Origin of the sequence: Streptomyces sp. NPDC002133 (genome assembly GCF_040296405.1) — a bacterium.
Classification (GTDB): domain Bacteria; phylum Actinomycetota; class Actinomycetes; order Streptomycetales; family Streptomycetaceae; genus Streptomyces.
Genome location: NZ_JBEOXF010000040.1, coordinates 58,393 through 72,857, shown reverse-complemented (window position 1 = coordinate 72,857; position 14,465 = coordinate 58,393). Strand labels below are relative to the sequence as shown.

Annotated in this window: 14 protein-coding genes; 8 read left to right on the top strand and 6 right to left on the bottom strand. The window is 70.5% G+C overall.

Annotated features, from left to right (window positions below; translation table 11 throughout):
- Nucleotides 1–222: 222 nt before the first annotated feature.
- Nucleotides 223–1,017: a S16 family serine protease gene (locus ABT078_RS29490; protein ID WP_351232958.1), complete on the top strand. Its 795-nt coding sequence runs from the start codon at nucleotides 223–225 to the stop codon at nucleotides 1,015–1,017.
- A gap of 17 nt (nucleotides 1,018–1,034) precedes the next feature.
- On the opposite strand, the gene ABT078_RS29485 is transcribed toward ABT078_RS29490, so the two are convergent.
- The 3 genes from ABT078_RS29485 to ABT078_RS29475 form a co-directional block, all read right to left on the bottom strand.
- Nucleotides 1,035–1,235, bottom strand: coding sequence for a hypothetical protein (locus tag ABT078_RS29485; protein ID WP_351232956.1), 201 nt, complete (start codon nucleotides 1,233–1,235; stop codon nucleotides 1,035–1,037).
- Between the two features lie 16 nt (nucleotides 1,236–1,251).
- On the bottom strand, nucleotides 1,252–1,857 hold the full coding sequence (locus tag ABT078_RS29480) for a helix-turn-helix domain-containing protein (protein ID WP_351232954.1): 606 nt from the start codon (nucleotides 1,855–1,857) through the stop codon (nucleotides 1,252–1,254).
- Between the two features lie 114 nt (nucleotides 1,858–1,971).
- Complete coding sequence (locus ABT078_RS29475; RefSeq protein ID WP_351232952.1) at nucleotides 1,972–2,460, bottom strand: Lrp/AsnC family transcriptional regulator; 489 nt, start codon at nucleotides 2,458–2,460, stop codon at nucleotides 1,972–1,974.
- A gap of 122 nt (nucleotides 2,461–2,582) precedes the next feature.
- On the opposite strand from ABT078_RS29475, the gene hppD reads away from it, so the two are divergent.
- Nucleotides 2,583–3,728, top strand: a complete 1,146-nt coding sequence (gene hppD / locus ABT078_RS29470; protein ID WP_351232950.1) for a 4-hydroxyphenylpyruvate dioxygenase — start codon at nucleotides 2,583–2,585, stop codon at nucleotides 3,726–3,728.
- Between the two features lie 51 nt (nucleotides 3,729–3,779).
- On the opposite strand, the gene ABT078_RS29465 is transcribed toward hppD, so the two are convergent.
- Nucleotides 3,780–5,516 (bottom strand): tetratricopeptide repeat protein, encoded by a 1,737-nt coding sequence (locus ABT078_RS29465; RefSeq protein WP_351232948.1) that lies wholly within the window; start codon nucleotides 5,514–5,516, stop codon nucleotides 3,780–3,782.
- A 108-nt stretch (nucleotides 5,517–5,624) separates the two neighbouring features.
- Between ABT078_RS29465 and ABT078_RS29460 the strand changes: the two genes are divergently transcribed.
- On the top strand, nucleotides 5,625–7,004 hold the full coding sequence (locus ABT078_RS29460) for an FAD-binding oxidoreductase (protein WP_351232946.1): 1,380 nt from the start codon (nucleotides 5,625–5,627) through the stop codon (nucleotides 7,002–7,004).
- A 123-nt stretch (nucleotides 7,005–7,127) separates the two neighbouring features.
- Nucleotides 7,128–7,508: a VOC family protein gene (locus ABT078_RS29455; protein WP_351232944.1), complete on the top strand. Its 381-nt coding sequence runs from the start codon at nucleotides 7,128–7,130 to the stop codon at nucleotides 7,506–7,508.
- Nucleotides 7,509–7,524: 16 nt separating this feature from the next.
- Here ABT078_RS29455 and ABT078_RS29450 read toward each other — a convergent pair whose 3' ends face one another.
- Complete coding sequence (locus tag ABT078_RS29450) at nucleotides 7,525–8,001, bottom strand: SsgA family sporulation/cell division regulator (RefSeq protein WP_351232942.1); 477 nt, start codon at nucleotides 7,999–8,001, stop codon at nucleotides 7,525–7,527.
- Between the two features lie 255 nt (nucleotides 8,002–8,256).
- Between ABT078_RS29450 and ABT078_RS29445 the strand changes: the two genes are divergently transcribed.
- Nucleotides 8,257–9,645: an RDD family protein gene (locus ABT078_RS29445; protein ID WP_351232974.1), complete on the top strand. Its 1,389-nt coding sequence runs from the start codon at nucleotides 8,257–8,259 to the stop codon at nucleotides 9,643–9,645.
- A 113-nt stretch (nucleotides 9,646–9,758) separates the two neighbouring features.
- Entirely contained in the window at nucleotides 9,759–10,508 is a 750-nt protein-coding gene (locus tag ABT078_RS29440; RefSeq protein WP_351232940.1) for an RDD family protein, read from the top strand.
- On the opposite strand, the gene ABT078_RS29435 is transcribed toward ABT078_RS29440, so the two are convergent.
- The gene (locus ABT078_RS29435; protein WP_351232938.1) at nucleotides 10,494–10,838 is read right to left on the bottom strand and encodes a hypothetical protein; all 345 of its coding nucleotides are present in this window, start codon (nucleotides 10,836–10,838) and stop codon (nucleotides 10,494–10,496) included. The two genes, ABT078_RS29440 and ABT078_RS29435, sit on opposite strands and share 15 nt — an antisense overlap.
- A 407-nt stretch (nucleotides 10,839–11,245) precedes the next feature.
- Here ABT078_RS29435 and ABT078_RS29430 point away from each other — a divergent pair, with 407 nt between their 5' ends.
- Nucleotides 11,246–13,678: an immune inhibitor A domain-containing protein gene (locus ABT078_RS29430; protein ID WP_351232936.1), complete on the top strand. Its 2,433-nt coding sequence runs from the start codon at nucleotides 11,246–11,248 to the stop codon at nucleotides 13,676–13,678.
- A 122-nt stretch (nucleotides 13,679–13,800) separates the two neighbouring features.
- Nucleotides 13,801–14,115, top strand: coding sequence for a hypothetical protein (locus ABT078_RS29425; RefSeq protein WP_351232934.1), 315 nt, complete (start codon nucleotides 13,801–13,803; stop codon nucleotides 14,113–14,115).
- Nucleotides 14,116–14,465: the final 350 nt, after the last annotated feature.

The following is a 14,465-nucleotide window of genomic DNA, read 5'->3' as shown; positions in this document are numbered from 1 at the left end:
GGTCGGGCAGCGGTGCGCGAGCAGGGTCGGCGCTGGGCTGGGTCGGGCAGCGGTGCGCGAGCAGGGTCGGCGCTGGGCTGGGTCGGGCAGCGGTGTGCAAGCAGGGCGGCGCTGGGCTGGGTCGGAAGCTCTTGGCGGGGCCGGGCAGCGGCGCCCGAGGCGGGCCCATCGCCGGGTGCCCTCGGCGGCAGGGCACGCCGGGCGGGCCGCTAGATTGACGTCGTGCTTCTCTCTCGCCTCTCGCGCCCCTGGGCTCTCCTCGTGTGTGCCCTCCCCGTCGTCGCACTGCTCGCGGTCGCCGGGCTCGCGCCGCTGCCCTTCGCCCTGGCGCAGCCGGGGCAGACCACGAACGTGCTGGGGGTGGACCACGGGAAGCCGGTGATCACGATCTCCGGGGCGCCCACGCGGAAGACGGACGGCGCGCTGCGGATGACGACGATCCTGGCGACCGGGCCGGCCGTGGACGTCGGGCTGGGCGATGTGGTCGACGCCTGGTTCCGTACGGACCGTGCCGTGCTGCCGCACGACGCGGTGTATCCGTCCGGGCAGTCCGACGAGCAGATCGAGAAGCACAACGTCGCCGAGATGAAGAAGTCCCAGGTCAGCGCCGTGGACGCGGCCCTGGACTACCTCGACGAGGACCCCGCGAAGGTGAAGGTCACCCTGCACCTCGCCGACGTCGGCGGCCCCAGCGCCGGCCTGCTCTTCTCGCTCGGCATCGTCGACAAGCTCGAGGGCAACGGCACGGGCGGCGATCTCACCGGCGGCCGTGACATCGCCGGTACGGGAACGATCACCGCGGAAGGCAAGATCGGCGCGGTCGGCGGGGTGTCCCTGAAGACGCAGGCAGCTGCCCGCGACGGGGCGACCGTCTTCCTCGTGCCCAAGGCCGAGTGCACGGACGCCCAGGCCGAACTCCCCGAAGGGATGCGGCTGATCCCGGTTTCCACGCTGAAGGAAGCGGTGGACGCGCTCCGTCTCCTGGACAACGACGAGAGCAAGGTCCCGACCTGCTGAGGTGGTCCTCGCCCCCTTCAGGCCGCGGTAGCAGTACGCGCCGGATGCGCGGCCACGAGGCGCAGGCCCACTTCGACCAGTGTCCAGCCCAGTTGGGCACGCAGGGCCGGGCGCGGTAGGCGTCGCGGTACGTCCGGTCGGTACGCGGCGGTGGCCGCTTCCCGATGAAGTTCCGCGGCGCGCAGTTCGTGCAGGCACAGATGTATGTCGGCGTGCATGACCTGGTCGGTCCCTTCAGTCGGTTTGCTGGGGGAACGCGTGCAGATGGATCCGGACCTTCTCCGAGCCCTCTCCGGGCTCGACCTCTCGGTAACTCTCGATGAGCGCCTGGGTCCTGTCGTTCAGCTCTCGCAGCTGAGCGGGGGAGAGGCGAAGGGTGAAGTCGCTCATGTCCGCGCTCTTCGGCCACGCGTCGGGCCAGTCGCGCATGGTGCCCAGCCAGGTGGAGAGCTCCTGGGCGTGCATCGTGGCGACCTCGTGCATGAAGACGTTCACGGCCCCCCGTGTCTCCGGATCGGGGTCGCCGTACAGCGACTCGTCGAAGAGGAGGCTCTGCTGGGCGGCCTTCCACCAGCGCTCCCGGCCCTTGCCGCGCTCCGGGTCGTCCGCCACGAAGCCGTACGAGGCGAGCTGGCGCAGGTGGTAACTGGTGGCGCCGCTTGACTCGCCCAGCCGGTCGGCCAGCTGGGAGGCGGTGGCCGGGCCGTGGTGGCGCAGGGCGGTCAGCAGCCGCATCCGCAGGGGATGGGCGAGCCCGCGCAGGGAGCGCGGGTCGAGCGTGCGGGACGGGAACGCCGACGGGGGCGAGGGCGCCGATGGTGACTTCTCGTGCTCGGGCATGGCCCAAGCCTAGAGTTGCAAAGAAGTCCTTGCAAGTACCTCTTTGCAAGAACTTCTTTGCAGCGGTTTCTTTGCATGTGCTGCGTCCCGCAGCGCCGAAGCGGGGACGGTGCGTCAGCCCCCGTGGATCCGGTTCGCGTCCTCCGCCGCCTGCTCCACCAGCGGGATGATCCGCAGCGGTACGGGGTTCTCCATCACGATCGCCGTCGACGCCCGCACGATCCCCTCGAACCCGACGACCCGGTCGATCACGCGCTGAAGGTCCGCGTTCGAGCGGGCGACGAGCCGGCAGAGCATGTCGCCGTGTCCGGTCGTCGTGTGCAGCTCCAGCACCTCGGGCACCGTCGCCAGATGGGCCCGTACGTCCGCGCCCTGTCCCTGCTTGATCTCCAGCGTGGCGAACGCCGTCACCGGGTACCCGAGCGCGGCCGGGTCGACATCCGGCCCGAACCCCCGGATGACTCCGGCCGACTGCAGCCGGTCGAGCCGCGCCTGGACCGTGCCGCGTGCCACACCGAGTCGGCGCGACGCCTCCAGTACGCCGATCCGCGGCTCGCGCGCGAGGAGCACGATGAGCCTGCCGTCCAGATGATCGATCGCCACGAGAAGCCTCCCAGTGGTCATCCTGTACAGATCGCCCGAACAAATCGGGCAACGACTGGGCAGGTTGCCCAGGCAATACACAAACTATTGCGCAGCTTGTGGATCGGAGGGAGTCTGCCGCCATGACTGAGATCCTGGATCACACCCCTCACACCGCCCGGCAGGCCGACCCCTTCCCGGTGAAGGGAATGGACGCGGTCGTCTTCGCCGTGGGCAACGCCAAGCAGGCCGCGCACTACTACTCCACGGCCTTCGGCATGAAGCTCGTCGCGTACTCCGGACCGGAGACCGGCAGCCGCGAGACCGCGTCGTACGTCCTCACGAACGGTGCCGCCCGCTTCGTGTTCACCTCCGTCATCAAGCCGGCCACGGACTGGGGCCGCTTCCTCGCCGACCATGTCGCCGAGCACGGCGACGGCGTCATCGACCTCGCGATCGAGGTGCCGGACGCGCGGGCGGCGTACGCGTACGCCGTCGCGCACGGCGCACGCGGCATCGAGGAGCCGTACGAGATCAAGGACGAGCACGGCACGGTCGTCCTCGCCGCCATCGCCACGTACGGCAGCACCCGCCACACCCTCGTCGACCGGTCCGGCTACGACGGTCCGTACCTGCCCGGCTTCTCGGCTGCCGACCCGATCGTCGAGCCCCCGGCGAAGCGCACCTTCCAGGCCATCGACCACTGCGTCGGCAACGTCGAGCTCGGCAAGATGAACGAGTGGGTGGCCTTCTACAACAAGGTCATGGGCTTCACGAACATGAAGGAGTTCGTGGGCGACGACATCGCCACCGAGTACTCGGCGCTGATGTCGAAGGTGGTCGCCGACGGCACGCTCAAGGTGAAGTTCCCGATCAACGAGCCCGCGATCGCGAAGAAGAAGTCGCAGATCGACGAGTACCTGGAGTTCTACGGCGGGGCGGGCGTGCAGCACATCGCGCTCGCGACGAACGACATCGTGGAGACGGTCCGCACGATGCGCGCGGCCGGTGTCCAGTTCCTCAGCACTCCCGACTCGTACTACGACACCCTGGGCGAGTGGGTGGGCGACACCCGTGTGCCGATCGAGACCCTGCGTGAGCTGAAGATCCTCGCCGACCGCGACGAGGACGGCTACCTTCTGCAGATCTTCACCAAGCCGGTCCAGGACCGTCCGACCGTCTTCTTCGAACTCATCGAGCGCCACGGCTCGATGGGCTTCGGCAAGGGCAACTTCAAGGCCCTGTTCGAGGCCATCGAGCGCGAGCAGGCGAAGCGCGGCAACCTGTAGCCCGCTCGGAACCGGGCGGGGACGGGCAGCGAGCCCGCCCCCGCCCGCTGCTCATTCGCCGGACGGGGTCTGATCCGACGGGGTCTGATCCGACGGGCCCTGATCCGACGGGGTCTGATCCGACGGGCGCGGTACGGACGGGCTGGGCTCCGACCGGCCGGAATCCGACGAGCTCGAGCTCGAGTCCGAGTCCGAACCCGGCAGGCCTGACCTCGAGCGGTCCGATTCCGACCCGCTCGACCTCGAGCGGTCCGATTCCGACGTGGCGGATTCCGACGGACCCGTCGTCGGCTCCTCGTCCTCGCCGGCCCTGCCTCGACCGCCCGAACCCGACTCCGACTCCGACTCCGGTTCCGCGTCCGACTCCGGCTCCACCCGCGTCAGTTCCAGGGGCTCGGCCTCGCCCCACACGTCCTCCGGCCCGCCCGCCGCGGGCTCACCCAGCTTCTCGAGCGCGGCCCGGGCACGCGGAGCCAGGAGCGGGGAGAAGTACGGGTTGATCCGCAGCGCCTCGGCCAGGTGGCGGCGGGCCGGGCCGTCCAGGCCACGCGCGCGCTCGATCTCTCCGCGGTGGTACGAGAACAGCGGGTTGCGCATGTTCGGTTCCGTCGCCCGCTTCGCGTACGTCAGCCCCTCACCGGCCCGCCCCGCCCGGTACAGCGCCCACCCGAGCGCGTCCGCCACCTCCAGGCTCCGGTGGCCGCGCTCCCACTCCATCGTCAGCCGGCGCACCGCGGAGTGGGCGTCCCCGTGGTCCGCCTCGTACCGGCCGAGGACCAGCTCGACGTTCACGCCCTGCCCCTGCGCCTTCGCCGCCCTGGTAGGCACCACCTGGTACTGCGTGCGCGCGTCCCCGTCCAGGCCCAGCGACTCGTACAGCTCGCCGGCCTCCAGCGCGTACTCCGGCAGCGGCCGCTTCTCCAGCGCGGCCGTGTAGTCCCGCATCGCCTCGTCCTTGCGGCCCAGCGCCGCCAGCGCACGCGCCCGCCCCGCCAGCGACGGATGGTGCCCGGCATCGGTCCGCAGCGCCGTGTCGTAGTGTCCGACGGCCTCCGCCGGCTCGCCCCGGCCCCAGGCCAGCTCGCCCAGCCGGAAACGGGCCGCCGCCCTCTCGGCCGCGGTCCGCGCACGTGTCATTGCCTCGTGGGCGGTCGCCGCCGCGTCCTCGGACCGGCCGCGACCGGCATACATCTGCGCCGCCCGGGCGAGGGTCGGCGCGGCGCCCGGGCGCAGGGCCTGGAGCCTCTCGGCGGCCTTGCCGGCCGCCTTGTAGTCGCCGAGCCCGTTGTACGCGTCGATCAGCACCGGGTACGCGGTCCACCGCTTCGGCGTCCGGGCCCGCACCTTCTCGCCCCACCGCTTGGCCGTCGCATAGTCGCGGCGTGCGTTCGCCAGCGCCGCCATCCCGAGCTGCGCGTCCGCATTGCCCTTCGCGGCAGGGAGCTCCTCGAGTGAACGTTTCAGCGCAGTCTCCGCCCTCGGGTAGTACGACCACTCGCCGACCAGCGTCCCGAGCTCCACGTACGCCGAGCCGAGCACCGCCCACGACGCCTCGTCGGCCGGGCGCGCCCGCAGCCACCTCTCGCGGTCCACCACCAGTGCCGACAGATCGTCCGGCGACGCCGGCGCACCGGCACCCACCGCGAGCATCGCCCGGGCCGCGGGCCCCGAGGCCGGCGGCGGCCCGCCCGCGCCGGGGCCGAAGACCAGGAAGCCGGCGACCAGGCCGCCGGCGACCAGCGTGCCGATGACGGCATTCCTGATGTTCGGTGCGTATCGCGTCTTCATGGCGAACACTGTGCGGTACCGGACACCTGATACGAAGAGCACACCCGGTGCAGCGAACGGGAACGCAGACGGGTTCACACCGATGGCCCCCGGTGCAAGGCTGGGATCATGGACGATCTTCTCCCGCGGCTCGTTTCGGAGCTGCGTGCGGGCCTTCCGGACGAGGCCCTCATCATCGACCCGGACGTCACGGCCTCGTACGCGAACGACATGGCGAGCTTCTGCGACGCGGGCACCCCCGCACTCGTCGTGCTGCCCCGCACCGTCGAGCAGGTCCAGCACGTCATGCGCACCGCGACAGCGCTGCAGGTCCCGGTCGTCCCGCAGGGCGCCCGCACGGGACTCTCCGGCGGCGCCAACGCCTCCGACGGATGCATCGTCCTCTCGCTCGTCAAGATGGACCGCATCCTGGAGATCAGTCCCGTCGACCGGATCGCCGTCGTCGAGCCCGGCGTCATCAACGCCGTGCTCAGCCGTGCGGTCGGCGAGCACGGGCTGTACTACCCGCCGGACCCCTCCAGCTGGGAGATGTGCACCATCGGCGGCAACATCGGCACCGCGTCGGGCGGGCTGTGCTGCGTCAAGTACGGGGTCACCGCCGAGTACGTCCTGGGCCTCGACGTCGTCCTCGCCGACGGCAGGCTCCTCAGCACCGGCCGCCGTACCGCCAAGGGCGTCGCCGGATACGACCTGACGCGCCTCTTCGTCGGCTCCGAAGGCAGCCTGGGCATCGTTGTCAAGGCGGTGCTCGCGCTCAAGCCCCAGCCGCCCCAGCAGCTCGTCCTCGCCGCGGAGTTCCCCTCGGCTGCCGCCGCCTGCGACGCCGTCTGCGCGATCATGGAGCGCGGCCACACCCCGTCGCTCCTCGAGCTCATGGACCGTACGACGATCCACGCCGTCAACAAGATGGCGCAGATGGGCCTCCCCGACACCACCGAGGCGCTGCTGCTCGCCGCCTTCGACACCCCCGACCCGGCGCCCGATCTGGCCGCCGTCGGTGAGCTGTGCGCCGCCGCGGGAGCGACCCAGGTCGTGCCCGCCGAGGACGCAGCCGAGTCCGAGATGCTGCTTCAGGCGCGCAGGCTGTCGCTCACCGCGCTGGAGACGGTCAAGTCCGCGACGATGATCGACGACGTGTGCGTGCCGCGTTCCCAGCTCGCCGCGATGCTCGACGGCACGGCGGCCGTCGCGGAGAAGTACGACCTCACCATCGGCGTCTGCGCCCACGCGGGCGACGGCAACACCCACCCCGTCGTCTGCTTCGACCACACCGACCCCGACGAGTCCCGGCGTGCCCGGGAGTCGTTCGACGAGATCATGGCCCTCGGGCTGCAGCTGGGCGGCACGATCACGGGTGAACACGGCGTGGGCGTACTGAAGAAGGAGTGGCTCGCCCGTGAACTCGGTCCGGTCGGCGTGGAGTTGCAGCGCGGCATCAAGCAGACCTTCGACCCGCTGGGCATCCTCAACCCGGGCAAGCTCTTCTGACCTCGTACGTGCGACCGTCCCGGGTCTGCCGGGACCACAGCCCTACGCCCCATGCCCGATGGCCCGGGGCACGGCTCCGTGTCTAGCGTGGAAGTACCGACTTCCGGTGACGAAGGAGGAGCCGTGCCCGCACGTCTTGACCACACCATCGTCCACTGCCGCGACCGGTTCGCCGCAGCCCGCTTCCTCACCGAGCTGATCGACGCACCCGAGGCGAAACCTTTCGGGCCCTTCGCCAGCGTCCCGCTCGCCAACGGCGTCACCCTCGACTACCTCGACGAGGGGCCGGAGTCCGAGATCGTCTCGCAGCATCTGGCGTTCCTCGTCTCCGACGAGGAGTTCGACGAGATCCTCGGCCGGATCAAGGAGCGGGAGCTGTCCTACTGGTCCGACCCGATGCACGCCGAGCCGCAGCGGATCAACCACCTCTTCGGTGGCCGCGGGGTGTACGTGGACGACCCCGACGGCCACTCCATAGAGTTCATCACCCATACCTACGTGTGACCACCGGGCCACGGCCCTACGCCTCACCGTCCTTCGCCTCGTCCGAAGGCCATGGATCGCGCAGGTACAGATCGTCCGCCGGGGTCGGCGTCAGCAGCTCCGCCAGCGCGTCGTCGATACCGAGCTGCTGCGACTCGGCTCCCGGCGGCACCGCGCGCAGTGTCCGCTCCAGCCATGCGGAGACCTGCGCGGCGGGCGCCTCCAGCAGGGCGTCCCCGTCCGGCGAGCTCAGGGCGACGAGTATGACACTCCGTCCCTCGACCTTGGTCGGCCAGATACGGACGTCCCCGTGCCCGCACGGCCGGAAGATCCCCTCGACGAACAGCTCTCGGGCGAAGGTCCAGTTCACGGGGTGCTCGGAGCCGATGTGAAAGGTGATGTGCACGGCGTACGGATCGGCCGTGCGGTAGGCCAGCCTGGCCGGTACGGGGGTGCTGCGCTCCGGCGACAGCACCAGCTTGAGCTCCAGCTCGCGTTCCACCACGGTGTGCATGAGAGTGCGACTTCCTTTCCTGGTACGGGGCCCGGGAGCGGGCCACGCAGGGAGAGAGCGCCTTCCCCGCCGACTATTACGCGACTTCCGACAACAACTTCTCAGTCACTCGGGGAACGGTTGCGGTGATGGGGCGCAGAGTTACCGGAAAGTGGGCCTTACGGCAGGACCGGCCCAGGACGGCGCGGCTGTCTGATAGATGTGGACCCTTGAATCGATGCCCCCATGCCTTCCAGGAGATACGGGACCACGGTGATGAGCGCCCCCACCCCGGCAACCGGCGACGGCAGCCCCGCGGCCGGCTTCTATCCAGATCCCTCCATCCCCGGATATGTCCGGTACTGGAACGGCGCGGCGTGGGTGCCGGGTACGAGCAGGCCGACCCCTCGGGACGGCGAGTCGCTGCCGGCGCCCCCGTCCGCAGCGTCCGTCGCGTCGGCGGCGCCGGCCGCGCCCCCGGCTCCGTCCGTCCCCTCGGTGGAGGAGACCGGCCCCGTCTTCCTCGACGAGGAGCCGGAGGCCTCGGACGCCGGCCGTCCCGAGCCCGCCTCGGCCTGGCACGCGGACACCTCCCATCAGTCGGGGTTCGGCGGCGACCGCGACAACCGTGTCTCCTGGGGCGCGCCCCAGGACCCGCGCACCGGTGACGCGCTCCCGGGCGGGCGTCAGGACCCGCGCACGGCGCCGGGCGCCGCACCCCGTTCGGGCGGCTCCCCCGGCGTCCGGTTCGACCGGGCGTCGGGCCCGTCGGCCGAGGACCCTCGCGCCGCGTCCGGCGGTACCGCGGCCCCGGTGGACCCCACCGGCGGCGCGCTGCCCGGGGTGCGGAGTGTGGGCGCCGACACCCCGCCCGCCGAGGGCCCGATGACGATCCGTTCGTTCGCGCCCGAGCAGCAGCCTCAGTATCCCCAGCAGCCGTCGCAGTCCCAGCAGCCCCAGCAGCAGCCTGCGCAGGCTCAGGCACAGGCCCAGGTGCCCGCCCAGCAGCAGGCGTCCGCCCAGCAGCAGGCGCCGGTGAGCGCCGGGTCAGGCGGCGGCGCCGCGTCCTGGGCGCAGCAGGTGCACCGGCTGGCCCAGGCGCAGGCCGCCGAGCAGCAGCCGGTCGTGCCGTGGAAGCCGCCGGTCAGCGACCCGTTCCTGCAGGCCGCACAGGCCCAGGCCGCGGCCAGGCCTGCCGCGCTCGGCAAGCGGTTGGTGGCCCGGCTGATCGACACGGTCGTGCTGGGCGCGCTCGTCGGCGCCGCGTCGATCCCGTTCGTCTCCGCTGCGCTGGAGCACATCGACGGGAAGATCGAGGCGGCGAAGCTGTCCGGCGAGACGGTCACGGTGTGGCTGCTCGACGCGACGACCGCGTTCCACTTCGCCCTCTCGCTCGTCGTTCTGCTTGTGCTCGGCACGCTGTACGAGGCGCTGCCGACCGCCAAGTGGGGCCGCACGCTCGGCAAGAAGCTGCTGGGCCTCGAGGTGCGGGACATCGAGTCGCACGCGCCCCCGTCGTTCGTGGCGGCCCTGTGGCGCTGGCTCGTGCACGGGCTGCTGGGGGTGCTGCTCATCGGTGTCGTCAATGTGCTCTGGTGCGTGTTCGACCGCCCGTGGCGGCAGTGCTGGCACGACAAGGCGGCTCATACGTTCGTGGCCGGCTGACCCGGACGGACCGGTCGTAGCTGCTGACGCCTTGTCAGCCCTCTGGCCGCGCGAGTCCCCCGAACGGCACGTGAGCCGTTGCGGCGCCTGGCCGGGCGGGATGCACTGCCCCCATGAGCAACGACCAGCCGCCCGGCCAGCCGCCTGAGGACGACCCGTTCCGCAAGAAGGAGCCGCAGGAGCCCACACCGCCCCCCGGTGGACCTCCGCCGGGCGGGGGTTCTCCGTACGGTGCACCCCCGCCTCCGGGAGGTGGCTCCCCTTACGGCGCGCCCCCGCCCCCGGGTGGCGGGTCCCCTTACGGCGGGGCGGGCGGCACGCCTCCGCCCCCGTACGACTCCGGCGCGCACGGAGGCGACCCCTACGGCGGCACCGACCCCCTCCATGGAATGCCACCGCTCGCCGACGCGCCCAAGCGCTTCCTCGCGCGCTTCATCGACTGGCTGATCGTCACCATTCCGCTCGCGCTCATCGGCATCCCGTTCGGGATCTACGAGGGGGTGACGAGATCGTCGGACGACTTGGACGACTTCATCACCAGCACGAACACCGGCGGGCAGTGGGTGTTCCAGCTCATCACGATCGTCGCCTTCGTCGGCTACGACACCCTGATGGTCAGGCGGACCGGCCAGACCCTCGGCAAGAAGCTGCTGAAGATGCGCGTGGCGATGCTCAACGACGGGAGCACCCCCGACACGAGTTCCTCGCTCATGAGGGCCGTGGTGCTCTGGCTGCCGCAGCTCATCTGCTGCCCCTGCATCTGGCCGTTGATCCTGGCGATCATGATCCTGGTGGACAAGCCCTACAAGCAGGGCCTGCACGACAAGGCGGCCAAGACGGTGGTGGTGTCAACGGCGCAGTGAGTGCTCGCCCACCCGCTCGGCTCCCGTGCGCGCGCGGGCGACGGACACCCGGGCGGTGGTGTCCACGGCGACCGGGGTCGCGGCGCCGGCCGGGACCTCCTCGGGGACGGCGGCGGCATGGTTCGAAGGGGCCCTGCGCGCCGCCTTCGCCTGTGCCCTGACCGGCAGCGGCACGGTCACGGCGACCAGCAGACCAAGCGCAAGAGCGGCGATCCCGATCACGGCGACGCCGATGCCCGTGGTGGTGCGGGAGAGCAGAAGCATGGCGACGGTCGAGACGACGACAGTGGCCGAACCGTAGGCGAGCTGTGCGGCAGTAGGACGCGGCATGACGGTTTCCGTCTCTCGAGGCGGTCGTTGGCGGTGTCGCAACGGGTCGCACTGTCCGGCGACTCTACGACGGTGGATGCCCGAGAGGAACCGGTAGTAAGCGTGACCTAACCCACGGTACCGGTGCATGGGGGGCGCATGGAGTCACCCGTTCCGCGGACTGGACGCTTCGGTGCGCCTGTTGCCGGTTCGCGTGGGGCAATAGGGTTTTCCCTTGCATGTGAGCGTCCCCGTGTCCGCATTCCGGAACTGCGCTACTGCATAGTGCAGTTGGCCTGCTCAAGTCAAGGTCTGTCTTTTCTTCATTAACTCCGGTCGAATGTCGTCACTTGTGACGCGCAGCCGCGCGCGGATCCACCCCACATCCTTGGCTCCGCGGTACGCGGGCGCGGGGGAGGACACTTCAAGTGACCAGCAGACGACGGGCGATCAGAACGTCCGCGGTGTTCGTGGTGCTCGCCGCCACCGGTGCGACGGCCTCGGCCTACACCGTGGCCCAGGCCGACAACCACGGCACGACGGCCGGCATCGAGCGCCATGATCCGGCACCCGGCGCGGGCCACGACAAGGCCCATGACAAGGGGCACGTCGACCACGACCTCGAGGGTCCGTTCAGCAAGCAGCAGGAGCAGCAGCGCCAGGCGGCGCTGGAGCAGGTCATATCCGGGGACGCGACCGTGCAGAAGCGCGGCGCGTCCAACGTCGTGAAGCTCGACGACAAGAAGTACGTCGAGCTCGGCCGTGAGAAGACCGACAAGATCTTCACGATCCTCGTGGAGTTCGGCGACAAGGTCGACGACACCACGATGTTCGACCCGGACGGCGACGGCCCCGAGGCTCCCGTCAAGAAGTACGGCGGCGCGCCCGGCCCGCTCCACAACGCGATCGCCGAGCCGGACCGCAAGGTCGACAACTCGACCGCCTGGCAGAAGGACTTCAACCAGGCGCACTTCACGGACCTGTACTTCGGCAAGGGCAAGAACAAGGACGGCAGCCCCAAGCACTCGCTGAAGACCTACTACGAGCGGACCTCGTCCGGCCGCTACTCGGTCGACGGCACGGTGTCCGACTGGGTCAAGGTCGAGTACAACGAGGCCCGCTACGGCTCCAACTACTGCGGCTCGTCCAACTGCGCCAACGTCTGGGACGCGGTGAAGGACGGTGTCAACGCCTGGGCCACCGACCAGAAGGCCAAGGGAAGGACCGACGCCCAGATCAAGGCGGACCTGGCCCAGTACGACCAGTGGGACCGCTACGACTTCGACGCCGACGGCAACTTCAACGAGGCCGACGGCTACATCGACCACTTCCAGATCGTCCACGCGGGCGAGGACGAGTCCGCCGGCGGCGGCGTCCAGGGCGGCGACGCCCTGTGGGCCCACCGCTGGTACGCGTACGGCACCGACGCGGGCAGGACCGGCCCGGCGGGCAACAAGGCCGGCGGCACCCAGATCGGCAGCACCGGCATCTGGGTCGGCGACTACACCATGCAGCCGGAGAACGGCGGCCTCGGCGTCTTTGCCCACGAGTACGGCCACGACCTGGGCCTGCCCGACCTGTACGACACCTCGGGCCAGGGCGAGAACTCGACCGGCTACTGGTCCCTGATGTCGTCCGGCTCCTGGCTGGGCAGCGGCAAGGAGTCCATCGGCGACCTGCCCGGCGACATGACCGCGTGGGACAAGCTGCAGCTCGGCTGGCTCAACTACACCAAGGCCAAGGCGGCGACGAAGTCCACCCACAAGCTGGGTGTGGCCGAGTACAACACCAAGAACCCGCAGGCCCTCGTCGTCGAACTGCCGAAGAAGGCCGTCACCACCACCGTCGTGAAGCCCGCCGAGGGCTCCAAGCAGTGGTGGAGCGACATGGGTGACGACCTCAAGAACACCCTCACCCGCACCGTCGACCTCACCGGCAAGTCCAAGGCGTCCCTGGAGCTTTCGGGCTGGTGGGACATCGAGGCCGACTACGACTACCTGTACGCCGAGGTGTCGACCGACGGTGGCGCGAGCTGGACGGCCGTCGACGGCACCGCCGACGGCGCGGCCATCACCCGTGACGCCAGCGGCTCCCCGGCGCTGACCGGCGCGTCGGGCGCGTACAAGAAGCTCGTGTACGGCCTGGACGCGTACGCCGGCAAGAAGGTCGACGTCCGCTTCCGCTACCAGACGGACGGCGGCGCGGGCGGCAAGGGCTTCGCGGCCGACGCGATCACCGTCACCGCCGACGGCGCCCCGCTGTTCTCGGACAACGCCGAGGGCGACGACAACGGCTGGACCGCGAAGGGCTTCTCGCGCATCGCCGAGTCCTTCACCAAGGAGTACGAGCAGTACTACCTCGCCGAGAACCGGCAGTATGTCTCGTACGACGCGACGCTGAAGGTCGGCCCGTACAACTTCGGCTTCAAGGCGCCGAAGGACAACTGGGTCGAGCACTACCCGTACCAGAACGGCCTGCTGGTCTGGCTCTGGGACACCTCCCAGAAGGACAACAACACCAGCCAGCACCCGGGCCGGGGCCTGATCCTTCCGGTCGACGCCAACGCCAAGCCGCTGAAGTGGGCGGACGGCACGCTGCTCCGGAACCGGATCCAGGCCTACGACTCGACCTTCAGCCGCTTCACGACGGATGCCTTCACTCTGCACAAGGCGGACAGTCCGCTGCGGATCGGTGCACACAAGGGCAACCCGGTCTTCGATGACCGCAAGGGCGTCTACTGGTACCAGGAGAACCCGACCGCCGGTGTCAAGGTTGCTGACACGAACACGCGTATAGCAATCGTCAACGAGCCGAAGAACGGCCGGACGATCACCGTGAACGTCGGCCCCTCGGCGAAGTAGCTCGCATCGTCACAGGTCAAAGCACGATCGGCCGTCGCCCTCTAGCGGGCGACGGCCGATCGTGTTTAGGTGCGTCTGACGAAGTTCTTATTGACAGCGAGCTCACGGGGGAGTGATGCGGCATGCCCGGCGGAGGTTTCTGCAAGTTGCCAGGAGGCAGCGTCGTGGTCGCGATAGGCCTGCCGAGTCCCGTCGGCGACGGCAGTAAGGTCCGGGTGCTGGTGCATGCGGCGAACCGGGCCAGGGCGCTGACGCGGCTGCGGAATCTGGGGCTGCGGGCGGTGTATCTGCGGGGCAACGCGGAGCCGCCGACGCCCGATGAGATCACGGCGGTGCTGCACCACCCGGACGGCCTCCTCTGGCGCACCCATGAGCCCCCGACCCAGGAACTCTGGCACCCCATCCGCGCGCTCCTGCGCCCGGCGGGCGGAGCGTAGGTCCGGGCCGGCGCCCGTGGGCCCGGACCCGGCCGTGGGCGGTGGCAGCGAGCGGGGGACGCCCCACAGACCTCCGGGCGTGAGCCCGGTACCTTCCGGGCGGCCCCGGTGTCCGTCCTCGGTCTGCCCCGGAGCTCTGCCTGAGGGGTGGCTGCCCCCCACAGCCTCGGAACGGGCCCCGCCGGCGATCGAGGCGCGGGGGTTCGGGGGGCGGTGCCCCCGCGACAGGGATCCGGGGGCTTGCCGCCGGCTCGGAGGGACGGGCAGGGGCGGGTAGGGGGAAACCGGTGCCCCCCACAGCCTCGGAACGGGCCCCGCCGGCGATCGAGGCGCGGGGGTTCGGGGGCGGT